Origin of the sequence: Marinomonas sp. SBI8L, from assembly GCF_001624705.1 — a bacterium.
Lineage (GTDB): Bacteria > Pseudomonadota > Gammaproteobacteria > Pseudomonadales > Marinomonadaceae > Marinomonas.
Map to the genome: position 1 here is coordinate 260,044 of NZ_JSEO01000004.1, position 24,254 is coordinate 284,297.

Here is a 24,254-nt window from a genome sequence, read left to right on the forward strand (position 1 = left end):
AAGTTAGCGTCCTTTATATTCAGGTGGGCGTTTTTCTGAGAAAGCACGGGAGCCTTCGAGGTAGTCTTCTGAGTGCAGCATTTTTTCGAAAAGAGGCAGATCACTTTCCTTTTTCCATGCTTTTCGTGTCTGCACAAAGGTTTCTTCAACAGAAAGAGATACAGATAAGGCCATAATTTCTTTCATGGCTTGTAACGGTAGTGGTGCGGCTTCGGCGATTTGTGCCGCCATTTCATGCGCTTTTGCAAGCACTTGATCCGCCTCTAACACTTGGGAAACTAGACCATGATGTTTCGCTTCTTCCATGCCCAGTTTGCGGCCTGTTAGAATTAATTCAGAGGCTAGGTTGTAAGGTAGGCGCTTAGGTAATTGCTGAATACCGCCGCCATCAGGTAAGAAGCCTAATTTGGCCTCTGGCAACCAAAACTCAACCTCTTTTGCGGCGATAATGACATCAGCACTCAGTAGCATTTCAAAGCCACCGCCTATAGCACTGCCTGTGACTGCCGCGATGACAGGCTTCTTTAGCCCCCAGAATTCACTCATACCACCTAGTCCACCTGGGCCTAAATCGTAATCTGCCGATTCCATTAACTCATCGCCTTTATCGGCGAATTCCTTTAAGTCCCAACCGGCACTGAAATAGCGACAATCGGCATTGGTGATAATACCGACATATAAATCATCATCTTCTTGTAGGCGTTTAAATGCCTGATAAAGGTCTGTGCTTGTAGCAAGATTGATGGCATTTACCGGAGGGCGGTTGAGGGTTATTTCTAACACTCTTCCAATTTTTTGACAGCTCACTGATTGGGACATAGTGATTTCCTAAGCTGGTTAACTTTACGCATTTGCTCAAGATGATTTGAGTATGCTTCTTTTTATGCCCCGATTCTGCGCTCATGCTTGAGCCAGTGTAAATTGATTAAAATATGAAAAAAGGTTAAAAAAACTAACCATTAAAAAGAAATATAAAGATATCTAAAACACCTCTTTTCAGAAAATAAAGGCGCTAAAAGAAGGGTTAAAGAAGAGCAAAGAGTGAGATAAAAGACAGGTAGAAAGGTATGGAAGTGATGATAAATAAGAGGCTAAATTCTGATTTTAGCCTCTTAATTTTTTATTTTTTGACAATAAAACTTGAGTCTTCACGTATTTTTTGAGCTAACCAATCGTTAAAAAGCTGTATTTCAGGCTTAGGGTTTTGCTGCTTAGGGTGCACGCTATACCAGCTCCCAACCTCCATAACAGAGAAATCAAAAGGCCTAATAATTCGTCCTGTTTCTAAATCTCGCTTGGCAAAAGATTCCCTCGCCATGACCACAGACTTACCTTCATAAATCATTTCTAAGGCTTGCAAATAGTTATCAACCACAGGCCCTGAGTCGATAATATGAGGATCAACACCCGCTTTATCTAACCAAGTTGGCCAATCATCTGGTGCTAGCTCTACGGTAATTAAATCTAACTTAGCAAGGTCTTCTGGTTTTTTTAATTTACCTTCGGCGACGAGTTTAGGAGAACAAACAGGGAAGATCTCCATATCAAACAAATAGGTGTAATCTAGATGGGACCATGACTTATCACCCATTATGATGCCCACATCCACGTCATCCTTATCAAAGTCCACATCCACGAATGAGATGGATATCCGCACTCTTATATCAGGATACTTCGCTTGGAAGTCATTGAGCTTAGGGATAAGCCACACAGTGCCAAAAGTGACATAGGTCTGAATGGTGAGGGTTTTTGTCTTGTTAGCGGACTTAAGACTGGCAACAGCCTCTGCAATATTATCAAAGCTATCATTAATCACTGGGTATAAAAACTCACCCTGTTTAGTCAGGCTTATAGTGCGTCCATTTCGTTGGAATAAGAAGACATCCAACTCCTGCTCTAACTGCTTAATTTGATGGCTGACAGCAGAGTGTGTCACACAAAGTTCATCCGCTGCTTTACGAAAGCTTTTGTTTCGAGCCACGGACTCGAAAACACGTAGGGATTTAAGTGAAGGTAATTTTCTATTCATACTTAATTCACATGCCTAAAAAGATTTTAAATTAAGCTAAAACTAGACGAATTAAAGAAAAAAATAAACTGGTTAGTTTTTTAGACCATTCAGAAAATTATTTTCAATTTACTCCCACCCTGAAGATGACCACACTCAGCAAAAATAATTAGAAAATAATTTTTATCTATTGGAGGTATAAATGCAGATCATAGTGGTTGGCGTCATAGGTGCAGGACAAATGGGAAATGGCATTGCCCAAGTGATTGCTCAAGCAGGCTACAAGGTTAAACTATGTGACTTAAATGCAGCAGCATTAGAAACCGCTCTTTTCACTATCAATAAAAACCTAGATTTTCTGGTGAATAAAGAGAAAATATCTCAGGATCAGAAAGACGCAACCCTAACACGTATCGAGTGTCATCAAGACTTATCAGCCATTGCAAATTCAGATCTAGTAATAGAAGCCATTATTGAGAATGAAAAGATCAAATCTGATTTATTCAAACAACTTGATGGAATCTGTAAAGATACCTGTATTCTTGCCTCAAATACCTCTTCAATCTCCATTAGCAAGTTAGCCAGTGCGACCCATAGGCCAGAGCGTGTTATTGGTTTGCACTTTATGAACCCTGTACCTCAGATGAAACTCGTTGAGGTGATCCCAGCATTGCAAACTCAGCCTGACATTTTCAATCTTTGTTTTGCCCTAATGGAAAAGTTAGAGAAAACTCCTGTAAGAGTTGAAGATATCCCAGGTTTTGCTGCTAACCGTATTTTGATCCCCATGATAAATGAAGCCATCTTTTGTCTTTATGAAGGGGTCGCCAGCGCCAATGAAATAGACACCATTAGCCAGCTTGGCATGAGCCATAAAATGGGCCCTTTAGCACTGGCTGACCTTATCGGTTTAGACACTTGTTTGAGCATTATGGAAGTCTTGTACGACGGCTTTAAAGACAGCAAATATCGCCCTTGCCCACTGCTTGTGAAGATGGTGAATGCTGGTCAACTTGGCCGTAAATCAGGCCAAGGTTTTTACTCTTACCTAGATAAAAAAGTGCAGGCCTAACCTATGCAAACACCTCTAGCTAATAAAGAGTTTGATCACACTAACACTATAAATGCCTTGGCTGACACGTTTGAAAACATTCGCCTAGCATGCCTTGAAACTGGCGTTTATCAGATCTGTATTAATAGACCTAAGGTTTTAAATGCACTCAACCTGCAATGTCTTGAAGAATTAAATGCTTGCTTAGATCTAATAGAAAGAAACTCTGATGTACGTGTACTTCTTGTCACTGGAGCGGGTGAAAAAGCCTTTGTTGCCGGGGCAGATATTGCTTATATGAAGCAACTAAGCGCCCAGGAAGCAGAAGATTTTTCTGCCTATGGTAATCAAACCTTTAGTCGTTTTAGTCAACTTAAAGTACCTGTTATTGCCTTGGTAAAGGGTTATGCCTTAGGAGGTGGTTGTGAACTCGCCCTCAGCTGCGACTTCATTTTAGCGTCAGACAAAGCCTGTTTCGCTCAGCCTGAACTTAACCTTGCTATTTTGCCTGGTTTTGGTGGCAGCCAGAGACTAACCAGAAGGCTTGGTCTAAGCCTCGCCTTAGAACTTGTTATGACAGGTCGCAACATCAAGAGTGATGAGGCATTAAAACTAGGCCTTGTGAACCATGTTTATCCTGCTGATAGCTTAAACGAGGCAGGACTTGAACTCGCTAAAGGTTTAACTCATAAAAGCCCTTATGCTTTGGCAGCAATAAAGCAACTTATGCATCAAGGGGAAAACATCCCCCTTGATCAGGCACTGAAATTAGAGAGTCAGTCCTTCGCTCTTACCTTTGCAGGTAATGACAGAGAGGTGGCTATGCAAGCCTTTCTTGATAAAAGCCAAGCTAGCTTTCGTTCCCTCCAGAAAACGAGCTAATTAGCTTTCAAAATCCTGTAAAAGAGAGTGACTTTGGAGTATCAAGCCCAGCTTGGTACTCATTTTTTTGCCTTGCTTTGATTCAAGTACAAACTCTAATCTAATAACGTTTCCTACCTTATTAAAGCTAGCTATCAAGCTGATAGAAAAACTTAATCAAAAATTTGGCCCTCACCTCTTTACCTCAAGTTAACTTGAGCTTTTATGCTTGGCACACTTTTATCAATTCGAGGGACGCCCTATGCCATTCAAGTATGTTAGCTTTTTATCAGGACGATTTTTTGATGGTATTTCTTCCGGCATGTTTATGTTGGCTTTACCTTGGATCATGCTAGAAGAAACACAAAGTGGCAGTATAGTGGCGCTGAGCACCTTGGCCTGTACCTTGGCCTCGTTTAGCTTAAGCCCTCTCTTATCCACTTTAATCGATAGACACTCTCGCAAGGCCATTCTATTTATCACGCAAGTTATTCAGGCTCTGACCGCATTTATTGTTTTGACTGCTTTCTTTTATCAAGTCGGTAACCTCACCACTCTGATCTTTGCTCAGCTGATTTTTTGGTGTTCAAGTGATTTAGCTTGGAAAGCAAATAACGCCTTTGTACAAGAAAATTTTGCAGCCGATGAGTACCCAAAAATTACCAGTTACCAAGAAATTATCATGCAGATAACCACTCTTGGTGCGGGTGCTACTGGCATAGTATTACTAGCACAATGGGGTATGCAGGAGTTTGCAGCCATTGCTTTTATCGCTTCTTTTATTGGCGCTATTAGCTATGGCGTTATGCCCTATCAAAGAAAATTACGTCTTCAACATGAAGCGAGCTTTTTAAAGCAGGTCATTGAAATAAAGGAGATTTTTTTAAAACAAAAGCAACTAATGGTTTTTCTAGCCCTTTCATGTCTCTCTTACCCTGTACTCACATTTTTAGTGAAGCTGGTTCCTATTTATTTTTACGAGCAAGGTTATAGCGCCAATTGGTTTGCCGCATGGAAGCTAAGCTTTGGTATAGGAGCACTTATCTCAGGGCTAATTATTCGCCAACTACTCATCAAGTATTTACCTGAGAAGCTAATGATAGCCTGTGTCTCTCTAATTGCTTTAACCCTCTTTGCCTCATCCTTATTTAGTGCAAGCTGGATTATTGTTGGCTTTGCACTTTTATTTGGCCTATTTAATTCGGTAAATCGCATTAGCCGTATGAATAAAATGCATCACGAAATCGACCTAAACGAGAGAGGCCGCATTGAAGGTGGATTGCACATGTTTAGTACCTTTATTCAAAGTATGAGTTATATGCTGATTGCCCTTCTCAGCCATTATGATGCCACCCAACTTGGCTTTAGTATTGCGAGTCTAGTCATGCTACTCGCCGCTGTTTTTATGCTAAATCTTTATCAAGGAACACAAAAATTAATCGATGTGAGCGAAAAGCTTTAAGCAAAACTAATTATTGAAAACGCCTCACTTTTTGAAATTAGGGATTATACTTTTCTATGCGATCAAAAAACGACCCGTTAATTTTTAGGTCGAACGGTCTCTGAAAAAAGGATAGTCCCTTGAAAAACAGCGTCACAAAAGCACTCTTTATTTTGATTAGTTTCACTTTGATAAATATACCAAGTGCTTTTGCTTTAGAGAAAGTGACCCTACAGCTTAAATGGAAACACGCATTTCAATTTGCAGGTTATTATGCAGCCAAGGAAAAAGGCTTTTATGAAGAAAAAGGCTTAGACGTCAATATTATTCCTGCTGTACCTGGACAGGATATCATTTCACCTGTCGTAAATGGTTTCGCCCAGTTTGGAGTAAGTAGTAACTCACTTCTTCAAGCCCGCGATTCGGGCAAACCTGTAGTCATGCTGGCTGTAGTTTATCAACACTCCTCTGTCGTGCTACTCACCTTAGAAAAGGATATGACTAAAGGCATCCATAGTATTCAAGACCAAACAGCCATGCTGGAAACTAAAACAGCTGAGATCGCCGCCTTTTTAAAGCAGGCCAATATTGATATTAATAAAATGACCTTGCTTAAACACAGCTACGACCCGCAGGACTTAGTAAACGGCAAGGTAGATGTGATTTCAGGTTACAGCATTGATGAACCTTTCTTTTTGGAAAAACAAAACCTCTACTACAAAACCTTTAACCCCAGATCGCTTGGTATCGACTTTTATGGAGATAATCTATTTACCTCAGAAAAAGAAATAAGGGATCACCCTGAAAGAGTAAAAGCCTTTAGAGAGGCGAGCCTTAAGGGTTGGCAATATGCCATGGATAATAAGGAAGAGATTATTCAAACCATCTTAAGAGATTACCCCACCAGCTATACCTATGAGTTTTTAAGTTATCAAGCTGAAACAATGGAAGACCTTGTGCAGCCAACCTTGGTTGAGATGGGCTACTTTAGTCACGACAGATGGCAGCACATTGTTAACATTTATCAGAATTTAGGCATGCTAAGTAAAGGCTTTGATCTAGATAAATTTTTATACGATCCAGCTCCCAGTGTTGGGCTCGCCTTCTTCTATCAGGCTCTCGCAATAGCGGCAGGTATACTTGTCTTGATAGCGGCTGGCCTGATTTATGTACTCAGTATTAACCGTCGCCTCGATCATGCGTTACTAGAGAGCCAAGAAGCGAAGGAAATCATTTGGAAACAAGCTTATTTAGACCCTTTAACCAACCTTTCGAACCGTCGTAACTTTAAAGGCAGAATACAAAAGGCCTTGGAGAAAGCAGAAGCTAAACACACAAGAGTCGCTCTTTTATATTTAGATCTGGATGACTTTAAAGCCATAAATGACTTTCATGGCCATGATGTAGGAGATAATCTACTGATTGAGGTTGCCAATAGGCTCTCTCAAGTGATCAGTAAAAAGCGTAATATTTACCGTTTAGGCGGGGATGAATTTACCATCATTATTGATCAATTTGAGGATAAAGCCTATTTGGAGACGCTTTCTCAAACTATTTTAGACAGGATTAGCGCGCCCTATTGTTTTGAAAAAGACAAGCTCTATATCTCGGCCAGTATAGGAATAAGCCTTTATCCAAAACACGCTAAAAACAGTGACTCTCTTTTAAGGTACGCTGATGAAGCCATGTTTTCTGCCAAGGACCATGGGCGTAATCAATACCAGTTTTTCACTCAAAAATTACACCAAGATATTCTTTACCGCATGCAGGTAATCAGTGATTTGAGGTCCTCTTTAGAAGAGCAACAATTCGAACTTCACTACCAACCCATCGTGGTACTTAATACTGGAGAAATTAAAAAAGCTGAAGCTTTGATTCGCTGGAACCATCCCGTACATGGGCTCACTATGCCTTTAGAGTTCATCAAGATCGCAGAGGAAACCAGCCATATTATCGACATTGGTGACTGGGTATTTAAAACAGCCAGTAAGCAATTAAAACAATGGCGTAGTGAGATAAACCCAGACCTGATCATGAGTGTGAATACTTCTCCTGCTCAGTATCAATATAAAACCAGCACGATGGATTCTTGGTTTGACCATCTTCAATCACTCGAACTAGACCCTCATGCCATCATCATAGAAATTACTGAAAGCATGATAATGAAAGAAAATAGTCATATCGAAGAGAAGCTAATGCAGTTTGGTCATCATGGAATTCAGGTGGCTTTGGATGATTTTGGTACGGGCTACTCATCTTTATCTCACCTCAATAAGTTTGATATTGATTTTATTAAGATAGATCAAACCTTCATCAGCCATCTAAGTATGCACTCGCAACAACTGGAGCTGTGTGAAGCGATTATCATCATGGCCCATAAACTTGGCTTATCTGTGATTGCAGAAGGCATAGAAACGGAAGAGCAAAGACGCTTATTAATGAAAATTGGTTGTGATTATGGCCAAGGTTATTTGTTCGCTACTCCTATGCCAAAAGATGATTTTGAAGATTTGTTAAGATCAAGTAGCTCCTCTCAAGCTCAGTTTCGCATTATGTCGTCCAAAGATAAGAACAAACAATGAATTTGCTTTAGCCTCTTTTAGTAAAATAACTTTAACCTCTTTTAGTAAAATAAAGTGAGAGCAAATGATTGTAGAACAGTCAGTTACCTTAAACCCTAAAATAAAAACGAAAACATTCGCCCTAAGCCCTACTTATGGACTATTTTGTTAATCATATGAACTGGCTAACATAAGCTTATCTGCTTACTTTTTGAACAACACTGAATAAGGTAAAAACAATAACCACTACCTTACTCTTTAGTCTATCAATAGGAGAAATCATTTGGATATTAATAATAAAGTGATTGTTATTACTGGTGCTGCCCGAGGTTTGGGCTTGGCTATGGCTGAATACCTAGCTGATAAAGGCGCCAAGATTGCCCTTGTCGATATGGATTTCGAATCAGTAAATCATGCCTCTTCCACCATTACAGATTCAAAAGGATATGTCTGTAATGTGGCGAATGAATCAGAAGTAGAACAGGTTTTTGAGCAAATAAAAAATGACTTTTCACGCATTGATGGTCTGGTCAATAATGCGGGGATTCTCAAGGATGGATTGTTAATCAAATACAAAGACGGCGAAATGAATAAGATGTCACTTGATCAATTCCAGTCTGTGATAGATGTGAACTTAAGTGGTGTCTTCTTATGTGGACGAGAAGCCGCCTCTCATATGGTCAAATCAGGACAAGGCGGCGTTATCGTTAATATTTCTAGTATTAGTCGCGCGGGTAACTTTGGGCAAACCAATTACAGTGCGGCCAAAGCAGGTGTTGTTGCTATGACAACCGCCTGGGCACAAGAGTTAGCCAAGTTTGATATTCGCACTGGCGCTATTGCACCTGGCTTTATCGAAACAGAAATGACAGCGCAAATGCCACAAAAAGCCTATGATATGGCCGCGCAAATGTCTCCGCTTAAGCGTATGGGTACGCCGCAAGAGATTGCTCAAGCTGTATCCTTTATTTTTGAAAACGACTTCATCAGTGGCCGAGTTATTGAAGTGGATGGCGGTACTCGTATCTAATCTCATACCAAAGTTGTTATAAGAGTTAATTTAAAAGCGAATAAAGACAAAGGCCGTTATTCATATAAGTAACGGCCTTTTTTATCTCTCGACTTAGCTAAACAGAATCAGCTTTAACGATAAACCGTGGCTGGAAACCAGTTAACTAAAGCTGGGAACAAGAGAATGATAGCCAGACCTATCAGCTGCAACACAATAAAAGGAAAGACCCCTTTATAGATGGTTGAAAGTTTAATATCGGGTGGGCAAACCCCTTTCAAATAAAATAAAGCAAACCCAACAGGTGGTGTTAAAAAGGAGGTCTGTAAGGTCACAGCCACCAGCATAACAAACCAAACAAGTTCTGGATTATCCAATACTCCATAACCCTCAATGGAAATATCTAACGCACTGATCACTGGCGCAATCAAAGGTAGTACGATCAGGGTAATTTCGATCCAATCAAGGATGAAACCAAGTAGAAATATGATTGCCAATATAAATAGGACGATGCCGTAAGGACCAAAAGGTAAAGAAGTTAGAAAGGACTCAATAAATTCATCCCCACCAAGCTCTCTTAATACCAAGGCAAATAAGGATGCCCCTATGAAAATCGCAAAAATATAACCACTGACATTAAAGGTGTTATGTAGGCATTCTTTAAACACAGACCAAGACAAACGCTTATTAATAAAAGCCAGTAAGGTCGCCGCAGCTGCACCGACACCAGATGCTTCTGTCGGTGTGGCAAAGCCTGCAAATATGCTACCTAAGACTAGTAACACCAGCATCATGGTAGGCAAGGTTGCTTTAATCACCTTAATCCAAATGGCTAAGGTAACAAGCTCGGTCTCTTTCGGTAATGGAAATGCTTTAGGGTTAAAGTATCCACTTATCAGAATATAGCTTATGTATAGTGCTCCAAGTAAAAGGCCCGGAAAAACAGCGCCCATAAATAGATCACCTACTGAAAGTCCGATTTGATCTGCCATAATCACTAACATGATACTGGGTGGTATCAAGATACCTAAAGTACCTGAACTGGCGATAGTGCCTAGAGCAACTTGATCTGAATAGCCTTGTTTGCGCATAGCTGGCAAAGAGATAACCGCCAACAATACAACCGACGCGCCGATAATACCTGTCGATGCCGCCAAGATAATGCCTATTAAGATGACGGTAATGGCAAGACCACCTCGTACTCGGCCAAATAACTCTTGAAAAGATTTCATCAAGTTTTCAGCGGCGCCCGATTTATCCAGCATATTGCCCATAAAAATAAACATGGGTAAGGCCACCAAAATCCAGTTATCCATGATTTTGAAAATCCGGTTTACGACTAGGCCTAAGGTTAAAAAATCAATGCCGGTAAAGGTGTCTAGATATAGATCTGAGTAGTAACCTGCAACAGCAAATAGCACCCCCACACCACCTAGAACCCATGCAACAGGGAAACCTGTCATTAACAGAGCAATGAAGCTTGCAAACATTAATAAGATTAAAATTTCATTAACTGGCATTTGCTTACTCCCCTCTAATTAATAAAATGAGTTCACGATAAAAGCGGTTAACAACAGCGATAACCAGTAAACCAATACTCAGGGGAATAACGGCTTTTATGACCCAACGGTAAGGTAAACCCGCCGGTGCAGCTGAGCTTTCCATAGTTCGATAAGAGTCGTAAACAAAATCTAAACTGTGATAAAAAATGAGACTTAAGAAAGGAAGCAAGAGGATTAATATACCAGTCATCTCAATCAAGTGGCGCGTTCTCGCACCAAAGTTATTATAAAAAAGGTCAACACGAACATGAGAGTCTTTTGCTTGGGCATAGGACATACCAAACATAACCCCAGTGCCATAGAGATACCATTGCAACTCTTCTAAGGAAATCAGACCAGCATGAAAGCCTTTTCTAAGAACGACTTGAAGGATAATGGTTAGGATTAAAACCGCGTAACAAGTTGAGATCCACTTGCCTAACGTTAATATCCAGTTATCGATATGATCAGCAACAACAAGGGCTTTAACATTTTGATTCATTAAAAACGCTCCTTATGCAGATAAAAAAAAGCCACTTTAACTTCTATGCGACCAGCATAAAGAAGGAGAAAGTGGCGCAAATGGAGAGGTTACTTAATCACAGGCTCCCTAATTTCTAGGGATAAATGCCCTTTGTGCCCATACCGCATAGTTCTCGCGGAATTGAGAAAGGTCTTTGTAGACAGTATCAAAGGTGGCATCTTGAGATTGCTCGACAACCACTTCATCCCAAGCCTGATTAAAGCTCTTTAACATGTCATCAGACCAAGTGTGTATTTCGACACCACGCTCATTTTGGTTTTTGATCATGGCTTCAAACTGAATAAATTCAGACTCAGCAATAGAGTTAGTGATGGAGGCTTTACAAGTAGCAGAGACCTGAGCTTGCTGACTTTCAGTCATCTTATTCCAAGTTTTATTATTGATGAGTAGCTCAAATAAAGTAGCTTGTTGATGCCAACCTGGGAAGTAGTTATGTTTTGCAATTTTATAGAAACCAAGTAGTTGGTCGATGGCAGGTTGAGAGAACTCAGTGGCATCAATTGCACCTTTTTCTAAAGCACCAAAGATTTCACCGCCGGCAATTAACGAGGTAGATACACCCAGTTTTTGCATCACTTCACCACCCAATCCAAAGAAGCGCATATTCAGCCCTTGAAGATCAGATACATCATTAATTTCTTCTTTAAACCAACCAGAGGTTTCTGGTGAAATAAGGGCACAAGGCTCAACATGGACGTTGTAACCTGCGTCATCATACATTTTTTGATAAAGATTTAGACCGTTTCCATAGTAGAGCCAAGCCATAAATTCTGGCGCTTCTGGCCCAAATGGAATCGCGGAGAAGAGACTCGCTGCTGGCATTTTACCAGCCCAATAACCAGCGGTTGCATAACCTGAATTGATTTTGCCACTAGAGACTGCATCTAAGATTTCCAGTGGCGCAACAAGTTTACCAGGCTCATAAATTTTCATTCGTACACTGCCAGCTGAGATGAGAGGCAATTGCTCTTCTACCCATTTAATCGGTGTCCCTAGTGCTGGTAAGTGTGACCCAAACGCTATCGGCGTTTTCAATAAAACAGGTCTCACCTTATCGGCTGCATATACACTTGCTGAGGTGGCGGCTAAGGTAAATCCTGTGGCAAGCGCCATGGTACGAATATACTTCTTCATAGTATTTAGCTCCGGTATTTTTATTCTTGTTTTATGCCTCAAGCACAAGTTAATCATGTGCTAACTAGGCTATTTTGTACCCAGCCACTATGATTCCAACGCTAAAAAAAAACTATCCATCATTAGTAGGAGAAAAGGTGGCGGTGATTATCATTCATAGCTCCACCTAAAGTAGGATATTGAGGAAAGAGAGAAACAGGTTAACTTGTTGGCAAGATCACAAACAATAAATATAAGAGAGTGAATAGATTATGCCTGAACATCAAAGCGCTATGATGCCTACCCCATTACTCACCAGCGATATCATTGAGAATGCTATTTTGCGCTATCCCGAGCAAAGGATAGTAAGTCTGATGCCAGATGGTCATAAGCACGAATATTCTTATATTGAGGCCCATACACGTATTAAAAAACTTGCTAATGCCCTAAGCAAACTTGGTTTTAATAAGGGTGATAGGATAGGCACTTTAGCCAATAACCATTATCGACATTTTGAGCTTTATTACGCCATTGGTGGCTCTGGCGCTGTGATCCACACACTTAATCCTAGACTCTTTGAAGAGCAGCTAGAGTACATAATTAAGCATGCAGAAGATGAGTATATCTTTGTCGATCCTTGCTTTATTCCTCTTTTAGAAAATATTCAATCTCGTATTCCCAAGGTCAAAGCCTTTATTATTAATTGCTTTGAATCAGAGATGCAAAGCACTCAGCTAGCACCAGTTTACTGCTATGAAACCTTATTAGATAAAGAAACGAGTGACTTTGATTGGCCTAAGCTCAAGGGCACTGATAACTGTGGTTTATGCTATACCTCAGGAACAACAGGTAATCCTAAAGGTGTCATTTACGACCATCAATCCAGTATTTTGCATGCTATGATGAGTGGCTCTAGCCAATTTCTAAGCTTTAATGAGTGGGATATTATTATGCCAGCTGTGCCCATGTATCATGTGGTGGCATGGGGCATACCCTACTCTGCACCTCTCTTTGGCAGCAAGTTAGTTTTTTGTGGCGATAAATTAGATGGTGAGTCCCTTTATCATTTAATAGATTCAGAACAGGTTAACAAAGGTTTCGGCGTTCCCACTATCTGGCTGGGTTTACATAACTATTTAGATAGCCTTAAGCAGAATACCGACCTTGAGCCCATCAGCCCTATACCTAGTTTAAAGATGGTGGGAGTGGGTGGTGCGGCCTCACCAACAAATTTAGTAAAAGCCTATTCCGAGAAATACGATGTTTATTGGATGGGGTTATGGGGCATGACAGAAACTAGCCCTTTGATGAGTGCCTCAGTTAACTCCCCCAGCATTCAAAAACTAGACCCTGAGAGCCGTTACCACTTACAATCTTCTGCTGGCAAAGCCATGTTTGGTACGCAAATTGAAATTTTCGATCAAGATAATCAAACTCTCGCTCACGATGGAATACAGCAAGGTATTTTAAAAGTAAAAGGGCCTTGGGTACTAAAAGAGTACTTTAAGGGCGAAGGCCAAGAGAACTTTGAAGATGGCTGGTTTAATACAGGCGATATTGCGGTTATCAATCCTGAAGGTTATTTACGCATAGTCGATAGAGCGAAAGATGTCATAAAGTCTGGTGGAGAATGGATAAGCTCAGTTCAACTGGAAGATGCCGCATTAGAGTACGCAAGTATTAATGAAGCGTGCGTAATAGGCGTGACTCACCCTAAATGGGATGAAAGGCCAATCCTCTTGGTAACAATAAAACCAGGCAAGGTATTTGAGCAAGAAGCCTTGATTACCATATTAAAACAAAAGGTGGCTAAATGGTGGTTACCCGATGCCATTTTGCAGCTTGAATCATTACCCCACACAGGGACAGGTAAGTTAAAGAAAATAGACTTACGTAATGAATATAAAGACTATTTAATCGACAAAATACAATAACAATAGAGAGGTAAAATACATTGCCTCTAGCACAAAAGTTTGAACATGAGGTTCAAGGAAAGCGAGTTAACAAACAAGTTAATTTGCTTTCAGCTTTTCTGCCAAATGCTAATAAAGCTGAAAGGAAGCAGTTATGTGTTTAATGAAAGCGGCCTTAGGGACGTTTCTATCTGTTCATCAAAAAACTCGTCAAAAGGCGAGCAGACATTCCATTGTTAGCAGGTTTGATTCATGATCAATGCTTGGTGGATTTCTATTTGTTCAATTCTCTACATAGGTTTGCTATTTTTAATTGCGCTTAAGGGCGACAAAAACCAATCGAACCGCTTACAACCTTATGTTTATAGCCTGACTTTAGCCATATTTTGTACCTCTTGGGCCTTTTATGGCACTGTGCAGCAATCTATCAACCATGGTTGGTTAATGGCACCGACTTACTTTGGCGCCATTATTCTTATGCTGTTAGGCTGGCGCCTAATGGCTCGCATTATCTTAATTGCCAAAAAAGAAAACACTCACACAATAGCCGACTTTATCGCCACCCGTTATGGCCACTCTCGTACCATTGCTGTCATGGTTTCCGTTTTTAGTTTAATTGGCATAGTGCCTTATATTGCACTGCAACTTAAGGGGGTGTCTGAATCCTTCCAATTGATATCAGGCTCTAGCCATAAGGCGCTTCATTGGTATACAGACCCAACCATATGCATTGCACTCTTAATGGCGATCTTTAGTATTTTGTTCGGTACTCGAAACCTAGATGCGAGTGAACACCATAAAGGTCTTATGCTAGCGGTTAGCTTTGAATCTTTAGTTAAGCTTTTTGCTTTCATGTGTATTGGAATTTACGCCATCTTTTTTATCCGTGATGGGATATTTGATGTTTATTATGCTGCCATGTCTGATGAGCAACTCAATGCTAATCTCACTCAATATCATCAACCTATGACATACTTGGTACATGCTCTGATTGGCGCAATTGCTATCTTTGCTTTACCTCGTCAATTCCACGCTGCAGTTGTTGAATATACAGGCCCAAAAGACTTAACAACCGCCCGCTGGCTATTCCCCTTTTATCTATTTTTAACCAACCTATTTATCTTACCCATTGGCCTAGTCGGCTTTTTAAACTTTGATACCACAGGTTTTCAACAGCAATACCTGACACTCTGGATTCCTATGGCAAGTGATGCCAAAGGCCTAGCCTTACTTGCTTATATTGGTGGTTTATCCGCTGGCACCAGCATGGTGATCGTCGCTTCTATTGCCTTATCTACCATGCTTTCTAACGAAATTTTATTACCTTTAATTATTCGTTCAAAAGTCATCGCCTTAGAACAAATTCAGGACCTTGGACAGTTTGTTATTCGACTAAGACGCTTCTCTATTGGTGCGGTGCTTTTATTCGCATTTTTCTATTATCGACTACTGACTGAGTTCAATGTTTTATCCGAAATCGGCCTACTTTCATTTGTTGCGGTAGCTCAATTTGCACCACCACTTTTGCTTGGTTTGATTTGGCGAGGAGGCAATAAACAAGGTGCTATTTTAGGTATGCTAGCAGGCTTTAGCATTTGGTTTTATTGCCTTGTCATCCCTCTGTTAGTACAAGCTTATTGGCTAGACAAAACTTGGATGCATGGGCCATTTGAACTCAGTTTTTTACAGCCACATGCTTTACTGGGTATTGCAGGCCTAGATCCTATCGTACACGGCACCATATGGAGTTTATTTCTTAATTCTTTGGTTTATGTCATCTCTTCTCTTTATTACAAAGAAAGCTTTGCTGATATTAGCCAAGCGAGAAAGTTTGTACATGAAGCAAGTTTAGACAACCTAATACAAGACAAAAGCAAGAAGATAGCCCCATCAGAACAAGGTAAAGAGGTGTCTTTAGGGGACGTAAAATCTCTATTGTTAAGGTTCATTAATAAAGACAAAATCAATGCATTACTCGAAAGCCATACAAACCCTATTACTGGCCGCCTTATTGATTCTTCTCCCGCGACTTCCGACGTTCTCATTGCGTCGGAACGCTTATTAAGCTCTGTATTAGGCGCTCCCGCTGCCACCTTATTAATTGAACGTTTGCAACAAGGCCAAGCAGATAGCTACCAAAGCTTTAACGTCATGCTAGATGAAGCTTATGAAGTACTTCATCATAATCGTTCTGTACTAAGTTCTGCACTACAGAGTATTAGTCAAGGTGTATGTATTCTCGACAAAGAGCATATGGTGATTGCTTGGAATGATAAATTCAAAAAACTCTATCAATTTCCAGATACTTGTCTGTACATGGGTGCAGCGGCGCAGCAAATCATTAGCCATATTGCAAAACAAGGGGGATATGGTTGTGGTGTAGTGGATGCCTTAGTAACAGAGAAATTAGTGTTATATAAGCAAGCTAAACATCATATTTCTGTTCATGAGAACCAAGAGAATCGATTTATTGAAATAGAAACAAACCCTATGCCAGCTGGACAAATCATTACCACTTATACCGATGTCACTGACCAAAGACACCACGAGACAATGTTAAGACAAAGTAATGAGAAGTTAGAGCAAAGGGTATTGGAAAGAACCAATAAACTCTCTCAGTTAAACCAAGAGCTAAAGCGTGCGAATAACAGCAAAACCCACTTTTTAGCGGCTGCAGGCCATGACCTAGTCCAACCTCTTAATTCAGCCAGCTTATTTGCCTCTTCTCTTATTCATAGGTTGTCAAAACAACAAGAAACGCAAACAAATCATGAAACAGGTGAACTCATTATCCTAGCTTCTAGTCTTGAGCGATCCCTTGATAATGCCGAGCTTTTACTCAGTGAACTACTCGAAATATCAAAGTTAGATGCAGACATAGTAAAACCAGATATTTGTGATTTTGAACTAGAGCAAATTATGGCTCCTCTAGTATCTGAGTTTTTCTTAATTGCCAAAGAGAAAGGGTTAAAGCTGCATTGGATCACAAGTAAATTAAGTATTCATAGTGACCCCAGACTCTTACGCCGTATCTTACAAAACTTGCTGAGCAACGCGATTCGTTACACCCCAAATGGTAAAGTTTTATTAGGTATTAAACGCTACCAAGGCAATATCAGAATACAGGTTTGGGATACAGGCATAGGAATAGATGCCCTGCAATTAGACAATATTTTTGATGAGTTTCATCGTCTTGATAACAAAGACAGTTCCTTTGAGAAGGGCCTAGGGCTGGGGCTCTCAATTGTACAAAGACTGTGTCGCCTATTAAACCACCCTATCAAGGTAGAATCCGTTCCTGGAAAAGGCAGTGTCTTTTCAATTGATATCCCATTGGCGAAAAAACAGGTCATGAAGCTTAATGTCACAACCCCTAGCCTAACGTCAGAGCAAGAGACAGCAAGTTTAATTGCTTGTATCGATAATGAAGTGCAAATTATGCAAGGTATGCAGTCTTTAATCAGTGATTGGGGTTATCAGGTTATAACTGCTCAGAGCGCTGAATCGTTAATTCTCAAGCTTAATGGAAAGGTGCCAGACGTACTGATTATTGATTATCACCTTGATCACAATAAAACAGGGTTAGCCGCTTACCAGGAACTCTCCAAACTCTGGCAAATTCGCATTCCCTGTATGGTGATTACTGCGGACTATACCCAAGAAGTAGAAGAAAGAATTGCACACGCGGGATTAACCTTGTTGAAAAAGCCCGTTAAAGCCATGGCCTTAAGATCTCAACTTAATCACCTAATCACACTCAGCCCTCATCAAGAAAAGCAGCACGAATAAGGCTGCTTATTTTAGATTTCATTATTTAACTCTAAAGGTTGGATAAAAAGCGCGGCTTGTGTGCGATTAATAATGCCAAGTTTTTTAAATATCTCTGAAATATGCGTTTTAATCGTGCTCTCTTTGACATTCAATTGATAAGCAATTTGTTTGTTTAAATCCCCTTTAGCTATCATGGTTAAAACTCTTAGCTGTTGAGGGGTTAATTGCGCTATTTTTTCACTCACAGTTTGGGCATCTGTAAGACCTGTCATATCAGGAAAATGGCTATGACCATTTAATACGGATGAAATGATGGTTTGAATCTTTTCCAATGGCGTATTTTTAATAATATAAGCTAATGCTCCTGCCGCTTTTACTTCATTAATAATATGCAGGTCTTCATTGGCGCTAATAACCACGATAGCCAATTGAGGAAAACGTGTTCGCAATTTAATCAGACCTAATAAGCCTTCACTGTCTGGCATTTTTAAATCTAACAATAAGAGGTCAACGTCACTAGACGCCAGCTGCTGCTGGGTTTCAGCAAAATCACAGGTCTCAGACAAAGCTATATCCTCAGCAATGCCGTTTAAAGTGACCCTTAATGCAGAGCGAAACAAAGGATGATCATCTGCAATTAATACCTTATACATATGGATACTTCCTTTATCTAAATCATGAATAAGTATGCAGATACTAAAGAGCAAATCTATGTAAAGCAAATTCTAGCCCCAACAACAAAATTAGATATCACTAATTTAAAGAGATCAATTTAGTTTAATTTAGAAATATTTATTCGATCCGATAACCTTTTAGAGGTTAATAAGAAAAAGGCTTTTTATGCGGCTTAATGACTACAAAATTACACTCAGAATCTGTGTTATCGGACTATACTTATTTCATGTAAATAAATTGCTCTTTAACTGGTTGGAGAAATAGATGAGGCGTTTTTTTAGACACCCAACTGATATTCCAATTTGTGTCAAAACAGCGGTCGTGAGCAAGGAAGAACAATGTGACATGAAGGACTTAAGTGAAGGTGGATTGTCTTGCTTTTTATATTCACTTATCGAAGTTGGCATGATTGTCGATATTACCATTACCTCAATTGACCCACCTTATTATGGTCAAGGGAAAATCGTTTGGGCGAAATTATGTGATGACGATAGCGCCACTCATCGTTATGAAGTCGGTATTAAATTCACTGATAATGATGAGATGTACAAGGTCAGAATGGTGCAGCAAATTTGCCATATAGAACAGTACAGACGACGCATTCTAGAAGAAGAAGGCCGAGAGCTAGACAGCAATACAGCAGCGCAGGAATGGATTCAATTATATGCCGCAGACTTTGGCCGCCACTAAGGTAAATAACTCAACCAAGATAGAACTCTATTCTCTTATGAGTATATAGCACTTATAAAGAAATAGAGTTCATCCTTATCCTCTGATAAGCAAAACAGTCCTAACTATCTTGTTTAGAAGAAAAGCTTGGCGCTTTAATCAAACGCTTTGGCATACGGAAAACCTCAAAGGCAAACAACATTCCAAGACACACTAGAATTAAACCTCCAGCCTCAACCCAAGTAAGTACTTCTTCTAACAAGAATGAACCTAATAATAATGACAAAGGTGGAAGCAAAACGGAAAAAATTGCCCCTTTTGATGCACCTAACAAACTGATCGCTTTCGAATATAAATAAAGCGCGCCAATTGAAGCAAACACCCCTTGATACAAGCCTTGAACAATTAAGGTATCAGTATCAACAGCTAAAATTTGTCCACCAAATTGGTAAAGGTAAAACGGCATATAGAGCACAATAGACACCATAGAAACTAGCACAGTGGCATCCCATGGATTGATCTTCCAGTATCTTGCGAGAACAGTATAAATTGACCATAAAAAACCACACATAAGGAACATAAAGTCACCAATAAGTGTGTCTTCTAGGGCCAAACTACCTAAACTATTACCTCCCACAAACACCACGCCAGCAATAATAAAGCTAATGCCTAGAATACGTGCCAGGGTGAGCTTCTCTCCTAGCCAAAGCACGCTTGCTATGGTGGTAAACAGCAACATAGAGGTAGGCATAATAATGCTAAAGTGTGAGGTAGGCGCATAAGCCATACCAGAGGTACCAACCAATACATAAGGTGCGCCTGCACCAAATGCGAGTATTACGCCTTTCCCTGCAATGGCTTTTAATTTAGCAAATCGCACAATAAATAACGGCAACAAAACTAGCCCAGAGATGCTGAACCTAAGCATAGTAATATCATAAGGCGCTAACTGACTATTCGTCGCTATTTTAGAAAGCACAGGCCAACCGGCCCAAATGACAGTGGCGCTAATGCCCAAAACAATGCCTAGAATTTGATTACGATCTAACTGCCCCATTACTCACCTCACTCTTTTCGCCTAATGCAAAAAAACGCTTCAAATCACGCTAAATCGCTTTAACCCGCTTTAACTAATTAAGGTGATAAGCTTAAAAGATAGATGCCGACGTTGCGCACTAAAGAACACTCATATACGCTCTTTTTATGCGTTAATTTTATTTTTAAGAGGAATAAAGACTCAATGGATAACTTTGATCATCAAATACTCAAAATTATGCAAGAGAACTGTCGAACCAGTACAGAGCAAATAGGCGCTCAAATTGGCCTTTCAGCAACCGCTTGCCAAAGGCGTATTAAGCGTTTGCGTGAAACGGGTACTATCAAAAAAGAAGTCGCTATCTTAGATAGCAAAACACTAGCAAATCATGTCACTGTCTTAGTTGAGATTATTGTGAAATATGGAGGCAGTGAAGAGATTGAAAAATTCAAACAAGCTATGCTGAGTCATGAAGAAGTTCAGCAATGTTACTATGTCACAGGTAATGCGGACTTTATTTTAATTATTACCGTTGAAAATATGCATAAATACGAAGCGCTGACTCAAAAGCTATTTTTTAGTAATAATAACATCCAGCGTTTTCATACCAATGTGGTCATGGACAATGTCAAAACAGGGCTCAACATCCCCATTAATTAAAGCAATTAATAAAACCAAATTAATAATCTGACTCTTTATTTAGAGCGCCCTTTTGAAGTCACTAAATAGACTCCTAATACCGTCAGCCCCATAGCAAATAAGGCAGCGGGGACTAAGCGTTCGTCAAAAAGGACCCAAGCATTGAGACTTGCTGTCGGTGGCACCAAATAAAAATAGCTAGCCACTTGTGAAGCTTCCCCTTCACGTATCAAATAAAGTAGTAAAAATGTGGCCATGAAAGACAATACTAAAATCAACCAGGTGAGTGACAAAATTAAGGTTAGCGACCATTCAATTTCTTGCGTTTCAAAGGTAAAAGACAAAATAGTGACTAGCACTAAACTACTTGCATATTGCCAAAAATTAGCCGCTAATAACTCTACTTTGGCACCAAAGTGCTTTTGATAAAGACTACCAAGTGTAATCGCTAATAGTGCCAGTAAGGCATATAAAACGGCCGTAAATGAGAAGCTAAAATCAGCTACTCCCTGAGTAAATAAGACAGTAGCAATCACACCAATTAAACCAAACCCAAAACCAAAGCTTTGCCTTAAGGTGAGCCTGGCTTTATAAAGATACCAACTCAAAACGACGGTTAAGATAGGCTGTCCACCAACAATAATGGCGGTGATACCAGCAGGAAGTCCGGCTTTAATGGCAGCAAACACACCAGATAAGTACACGCCATGAATTAATAAACCAGCTACCATCTGGTGTCCAATTTCGTTTTTTGTTGGCCACTTTTTGACCCAATACCAGCACATAGTCCCTAAAAGCACTAAGGTAATAAACATACGCACCATGAGCAGCGTAAAAGGTTCGATATAAACCAGTGCGTACTTGGCACCAATAAAACCGGTACTCCATAGGAACACAAAGAAAAAGGGAGCTAAGGTGATAAGTCGTGAGAACAAAACTGAGTCCTTGTTATGTAAAACTTAATAGCTGATATACATTCAGTTTTGCAGTGTGACTGGCTTTTACTCTAAGTGAAAGCATCAAAGAAGATAAAGTAGAGAAAAGCCGCCCGAAGGCGGCTTAAAATCAATTTAGATCTGCTTTCAATTTGCCTATCTAAATTAGTGGAAGGCTGATATTTGTTTTATAAACAAGTTAGCGACTATGGCTTTTCACCCGCTGTCATTCTCTTATCAATGTCTTCAAGCACAGCAGGCAGATCAGCAATGGTATCTATTTGATAATGTGCTCCTGAATCTTTAAAAGCCAGCCTTGCCTTAGCTCTTGCTTGAGCTAATGTCTCTTCATCAGCCGCTTCATACTCAGCTTGGGTTAAACCAGCTTCATTACCTGATAATAAAAGGGCTACTGTCCACATGCTGGCATTCAGTCCTTCTGTAATACCTGGCACTGAGTCATCAACTTTAACGCAAGCATTAACATCAGTAACCGCCAAATCAATGACGTTTTTAAGCACCATATAAGGTGCTGGTCGGCCACCAGAGGCAAGATCATCCGTCGCCACCACATTATCAGGTGCGATACCATTTGCCTTAGCAGCAGGCAATAATTCGTCAATGACACAACGAGGGTAACCCGTACAAGAACCAATTTTTAAGCCTTGCTCTCTTAACTGATCCAATACTTGTGGGGCACCTGGGATCGGGTCAGCATGCTGTGCTACCTTAGCAATTTGCAAAGGCATAAAAACTTCATAAATATCATCGATATTCTTATTTGTCATTGGCTCGCCAAACTGAGTTAACCAACGCTCTGCAACCTCTGGAATTCGCCCAACGGCCTGAATATGATCCCATTTACCTAGCCCCATAGGAACACGTGCCTCAGCCAAGGAAACATCAAAGTCATAACCTCGTTTAAAGGCTTCCACAAAAATGGTTGTTGGCGCAAAGGATCCAAAATCAACCAAGGTGCCTGCCCAATCAAAAATAACAGCTTGTAACTTTTGCATTTTAAATCCTCTCGTTTATTTGCTATCGGGCTGAGCCCTAGCATCTATAAAATTCTAATGTCAATTAACAATGGCATATTAAAAACGTTCTATTTAAGAGCCGTGAATTCAAGCTCTGACAAGGCTTGCTCTAAAATGGCTAGCGCTTCGCTTAATTCAGAACGAGTAATAATGAGTGGTGGACTAAGTTGCAGCACATTACCCTGACTCACCTTAAAACTTAGGCCTAATGCCAAACAGCGATACATCACTTGCTCAGCTTGCACTAGAGCGCGGGTTTTCTTTATAGGGTCTGTTACTAACTCGATCCCCCATAGCATGCCAACGCCTCTAACATCGCCAATAATGGGAAATCTAGCCGCTAAGGCAGCTAATCTTGCTTTGACAAATTCATGATCTTGCCGTGTTTTTTCTAACAAATTATCCCTTTCAATCACCTCTATCATTGCCAATGCAGCAGCACAGCCTATGGGGCTTTTCTCATGGGTATAGTGACCTAAAGACACTTGCTCAGCCGTGTTGTACTCATCTCTCGTCAGCATGGCGGCGAAAGGCACGACGCCTGCGCCTAAACCTTTACCTATACAGAGAATGTCTGGCTCTATGTCATAGTATTGATGGCTAAACCAATGTCCTGTTCGCCCCATGCCATTAGGAATATCATCTAATATCAAGAGCACATTATGGCGATCGCAGATTTCTCTTACTCGCTTCCAATAAGCCTTACTTGGCACTTGAACATCGGTATTACGCACAGCTTCTGCGATAAAAGCACCAACGCCCCCTTCTTTTTCAATCACATACTCTAAGTAGTCTGCATAATGAAGGTCACTACCATCGGGGGAAGGTAAAGCGCCACGATAACTTACCGCTGGTGGAATACGCTCAACACCAGCCATCAATGGTCCCATGTTTTCTCTAAAACAGGCTTCACCACCGACTGAAATTGCATCCATGGAAGCGCCATGGAAACTGTCCCACAGTGAAATCACCTTGGCATTTCCTGTCGCATGCCGTGCAAGTTTGAGCGCCATACCAACAACTGAAGTACCACCTGGAGCAAAAAGCACACGATTAAGAGACTCTCCAGCAATGCTAGTGAGCTTAGCTGCGCAATCAACAGCGACTTGATGAGTAAAGCGCCTTGGAGCGAAAGGTAAATCAGCTAATTGAGTTTGTATTTTCACTATCACATGGGGGTGTCCATGACCTAACTGATGAACATTATTGCCATGAAAGTCCATGTATTTATGGCCAGCTAGGTCTTCTAAATAAATCCCTTTGGCAGCAACTAAGGCATCCAAGCAAGGTGTAGACATAGCCTGATGCAAAAAATGGCGGCTATCTTGTGATAGCAGATCCTTAGTTTTTTGATCGTGACTTTGTTCTATCCAGTCTTGTCTTGCAGCACTGGTATTTGTATCCCCTTCGCTGCAAGCACTTTGCGGATTAAGCGGTGAGATTTTCATAT

At 40.4% G+C, this 24,254-nt stretch carries 19 protein-coding genes; 9 read left to right on the forward strand and 10 right to left on the reverse strand.

Going from position 1 to position 24,254, the window contains the following annotated elements:
• Positions 1-3: 3 nt before the first annotated feature.
• Positions 4-819: an enoyl-CoA hydratase-related protein gene (locus OA91_RS07455; protein ID WP_046016888.1), complete on the reverse strand. Its 816-nt coding sequence runs from the start codon at positions 817-819 to the stop codon at positions 4-6.
• Between the two features lie 301 nt (positions 820-1,120).
• Entirely contained in the window at positions 1,121-2,029 is a 909-nt protein-coding gene (gene gcvA / locus OA91_RS07460) for a transcriptional regulator GcvA (RefSeq protein WP_046016887.1), read from the reverse strand.
• Positions 2,030-2,210: 181 nt separating this feature from the next.
• On the opposite strand from gcvA, the gene OA91_RS07465 reads away from it, so the two are divergent.
• The 5 genes from OA91_RS07465 (at position 2,211) to OA91_RS07485 (ending at position 8,952) form a co-directional block, all read left to right on the forward strand.
• The gene (locus tag OA91_RS07465; protein WP_063337443.1) at positions 2,211-3,080 is read left to right on the forward strand and encodes a 3-hydroxybutyryl-CoA dehydrogenase; all 870 of its coding nucleotides are present in this window, start codon (positions 2,211-2,213) and stop codon (positions 3,078-3,080) included.
• Positions 3,081-3,083: 3 nt separating this feature from the next.
• Positions 3,084-3,941 carry an enoyl-CoA hydratase/isomerase family protein gene (locus tag OA91_RS07470; protein WP_082827820.1) on the forward strand — a complete coding sequence of 286 codons (858 nt, stop codon included), beginning with the start codon at positions 3,084-3,086 and terminating at the stop codon, positions 3,939-3,941.
• Positions 3,942-4,182: 241 nt separating this feature from the next.
• A complete protein-coding gene (locus tag OA91_RS07475) occupies positions 4,183-5,382 on the forward strand; it encodes an MFS transporter (protein ID WP_063337444.1) in 1,200 nt (399 codons plus the stop codon).
• 119 nt (positions 5,383-5,501) lie between these two features.
• Positions 5,502-7,943: an EAL domain-containing protein gene (locus OA91_RS07480; protein ID WP_063337445.1), complete on the forward strand. Its 2,442-nt coding sequence runs from the start codon at positions 5,502-5,504 to the stop codon at positions 7,941-7,943.
• A gap of 262 nt (positions 7,944-8,205) precedes the next feature.
• Positions 8,206-8,952, forward strand: a complete 747-nt coding sequence (locus tag OA91_RS07485) for an SDR family oxidoreductase (protein WP_046016883.1) — start codon at positions 8,206-8,208, stop codon at positions 8,950-8,952.
• Positions 8,953-9,065: 113 nt separating this feature from the next.
• Here the strand turns inward: OA91_RS07485 and OA91_RS07490 are convergent, their stop codons facing one another.
• From OA91_RS07490 to OA91_RS07500, 3 genes are all read right to left on the reverse strand, one after another.
• The gene (locus tag OA91_RS07490) at positions 9,066-10,451 is read right to left on the reverse strand and encodes a TRAP transporter large permease (RefSeq protein ID WP_063337446.1); all 1,386 of its coding nucleotides are present in this window, start codon (positions 10,449-10,451) and stop codon (positions 9,066-9,068) included.
• Positions 10,452-10,455: 4 nt separating this feature from the next.
• Positions 10,456-10,974: a TRAP transporter small permease subunit gene (locus tag OA91_RS07495; RefSeq protein WP_046016881.1), complete on the reverse strand. Its 519-nt coding sequence runs from the start codon at positions 10,972-10,974 to the stop codon at positions 10,456-10,458.
• A 108-nt stretch (positions 10,975-11,082) separates the two neighbouring features.
• A complete protein-coding gene (locus OA91_RS07500; RefSeq protein ID WP_046016880.1) occupies positions 11,083-12,150 on the reverse strand; it encodes a TRAP transporter substrate-binding protein in 1,068 nt (355 codons plus the stop codon).
• Positions 12,151-12,401: 251 nt separating this feature from the next.
• Here OA91_RS07500 and OA91_RS07505 point away from each other — a divergent pair, with 251 nt between their 5' ends.
• Entirely contained in the window at positions 12,402-14,063 is a 1,662-nt protein-coding gene (locus OA91_RS07505; protein ID WP_063337447.1) for a long-chain fatty acid--CoA ligase, read from the forward strand.
• Positions 14,064-14,294: 231 nt separating this feature from the next.
• Positions 14,295-17,831, forward strand: coding sequence for a hybrid sensor histidine kinase/response regulator (locus OA91_RS07510; protein ID WP_063337448.1), 3,537 nt, complete (start codon positions 14,295-14,297; stop codon positions 17,829-17,831).
• An 11-nt stretch (positions 17,832-17,842) separates the two neighbouring features.
• Here OA91_RS07510 and OA91_RS07515 read toward each other — a convergent pair whose 3' ends face one another.
• Positions 17,843-18,466: a response regulator transcription factor gene (locus OA91_RS07515; RefSeq protein WP_063337449.1), complete on the reverse strand. Its 624-nt coding sequence runs from the start codon at positions 18,464-18,466 to the stop codon at positions 17,843-17,845.
• Between the two features lie 286 nt (positions 18,467-18,752).
• Here OA91_RS07515 and OA91_RS07520 point away from each other — a divergent pair, with 286 nt between their 5' ends.
• Positions 18,753-19,178: a PilZ domain-containing protein gene (locus OA91_RS07520; protein WP_046017455.1), complete on the forward strand. Its 426-nt coding sequence runs from the start codon at positions 18,753-18,755 to the stop codon at positions 19,176-19,178.
• Between the two features lie 100 nt (positions 19,179-19,278).
• Here OA91_RS07520 and OA91_RS07525 read toward each other — a convergent pair whose 3' ends face one another.
• Positions 19,279-20,214 carry a DMT family transporter gene (locus OA91_RS07525; protein WP_063337450.1) on the reverse strand — a complete coding sequence of 312 codons (936 nt, stop codon included), beginning with the start codon at positions 20,212-20,214 and terminating at the stop codon, positions 19,279-19,281.
• A gap of 183 nt (positions 20,215-20,397) precedes the next feature.
• Here OA91_RS07525 and OA91_RS07530 point away from each other — a divergent pair, with 183 nt between their 5' ends.
• Positions 20,398-20,853: an Lrp/AsnC family transcriptional regulator gene (locus OA91_RS07530; protein WP_046017457.1), complete on the forward strand. Its 456-nt coding sequence runs from the start codon at positions 20,398-20,400 to the stop codon at positions 20,851-20,853.
• A 35-nt stretch (positions 20,854-20,888) separates the two neighbouring features.
• Here the strand turns inward: OA91_RS07530 and OA91_RS07535 are convergent, their stop codons facing one another.
• From OA91_RS07535 to OA91_RS24275, 3 genes are all read right to left on the reverse strand, one after another.
• Entirely contained in the window at positions 20,889-21,767 is an 879-nt protein-coding gene (locus OA91_RS07535; protein ID WP_063337451.1) for a DMT family transporter, read from the reverse strand.
• A 206-nt stretch (positions 21,768-21,973) separates the two neighbouring features.
• Positions 21,974-22,783 (reverse strand): phosphonoacetaldehyde hydrolase, encoded by an 810-nt coding sequence (phnX, locus tag OA91_RS07540; RefSeq protein ID WP_063337452.1) that lies wholly within the window; start codon positions 22,781-22,783, stop codon positions 21,974-21,976.
• A gap of 89 nt (positions 22,784-22,872) precedes the next feature.
• Positions 22,873-24,252, reverse strand: coding sequence for an aspartate aminotransferase family protein (locus tag OA91_RS24275; RefSeq protein ID WP_063337453.1), 1,380 nt, complete (start codon positions 24,250-24,252; stop codon positions 22,873-22,875).
• Positions 24,253-24,254: the final 2 nt, after the last annotated feature.

Coding starts and splice junctions, on each gene's coding strand:
- OA91_RS07475 (WP_063337444.1), top strand. CDS start 4,183: ATGCCATTCAAGTATGTTAGCTTTTTATCAGGACGATTTTTTGATGGT.
- OA91_RS07510 (WP_063337448.1), top strand. CDS start 14,295: ATGATCAATGCTTGGTGGATTTCTATTTGTTCAATTCTCTACATAGGT.
- OA91_RS07525 (WP_063337450.1), bottom strand. CDS start 20,214: ATGGGGCAGTTAGATCGTAATCAAATTCTAGGCATTGTTTTGGGCATT.
- OA91_RS07500 (WP_046016880.1), bottom strand. CDS start 12,150: ATGAAGAAGTATATTCGTACCATGGCGCTTGCCACAGGATTTACCTTA.
- OA91_RS24275 (WP_063337453.1), bottom strand. CDS start 24,252: ATGAAAATCTCACCGCTTAATCCGCAAAGTGCTTGCAGCGAAGGGGAT.
- phnX (WP_063337452.1), bottom strand. CDS start 22,783: ATGCAAAAGTTACAAGCTGTTATTTTTGATTGGGCAGGCACCTTGGTT.
- OA91_RS07530 (WP_046017457.1), top strand. CDS start 20,398: ATGGATAACTTTGATCATCAAATACTCAAAATTATGCAAGAGAACTGT.
- OA91_RS07465 (WP_063337443.1), top strand. CDS start 2,211: ATGCAGATCATAGTGGTTGGCGTCATAGGTGCAGGACAAATGGGAAAT.
- gcvA (WP_046016887.1), bottom strand. CDS start 2,029: ATGAATAGAAAATTACCTTCACTTAAATCCCTACGTGTTTTCGAGTCC.
- OA91_RS07490 (WP_063337446.1), bottom strand. CDS start 10,451: ATGCCAGTTAATGAAATTTTAATCTTATTAATGTTTGCAAGCTTCATT.
- OA91_RS07520 (WP_046017455.1), top strand. CDS start 18,753: ATGAGGCGTTTTTTTAGACACCCAACTGATATTCCAATTTGTGTCAAA.
- OA91_RS07455 (WP_046016888.1), bottom strand. CDS start 819: ATGTCCCAATCAGTGAGCTGTCAAAAAATTGGAAGAGTGTTAGAAATA.
- OA91_RS07505 (WP_063337447.1), top strand. CDS start 12,402: ATGCCTGAACATCAAAGCGCTATGATGCCTACCCCATTACTCACCAGC.
- OA91_RS07495 (WP_046016881.1), bottom strand. CDS start 10,974: ATGAATCAAAATGTTAAAGCCCTTGTTGTTGCTGATCATATCGATAAC.
- OA91_RS07515 (WP_063337449.1), bottom strand. CDS start 18,466: ATGTATAAGGTATTAATTGCAGATGATCATCCTTTGTTTCGCTCTGCA.
- OA91_RS07470 (WP_082827820.1), top strand. CDS start 3,084: ATGCAAACACCTCTAGCTAATAAAGAGTTTGATCACACTAACACTATA.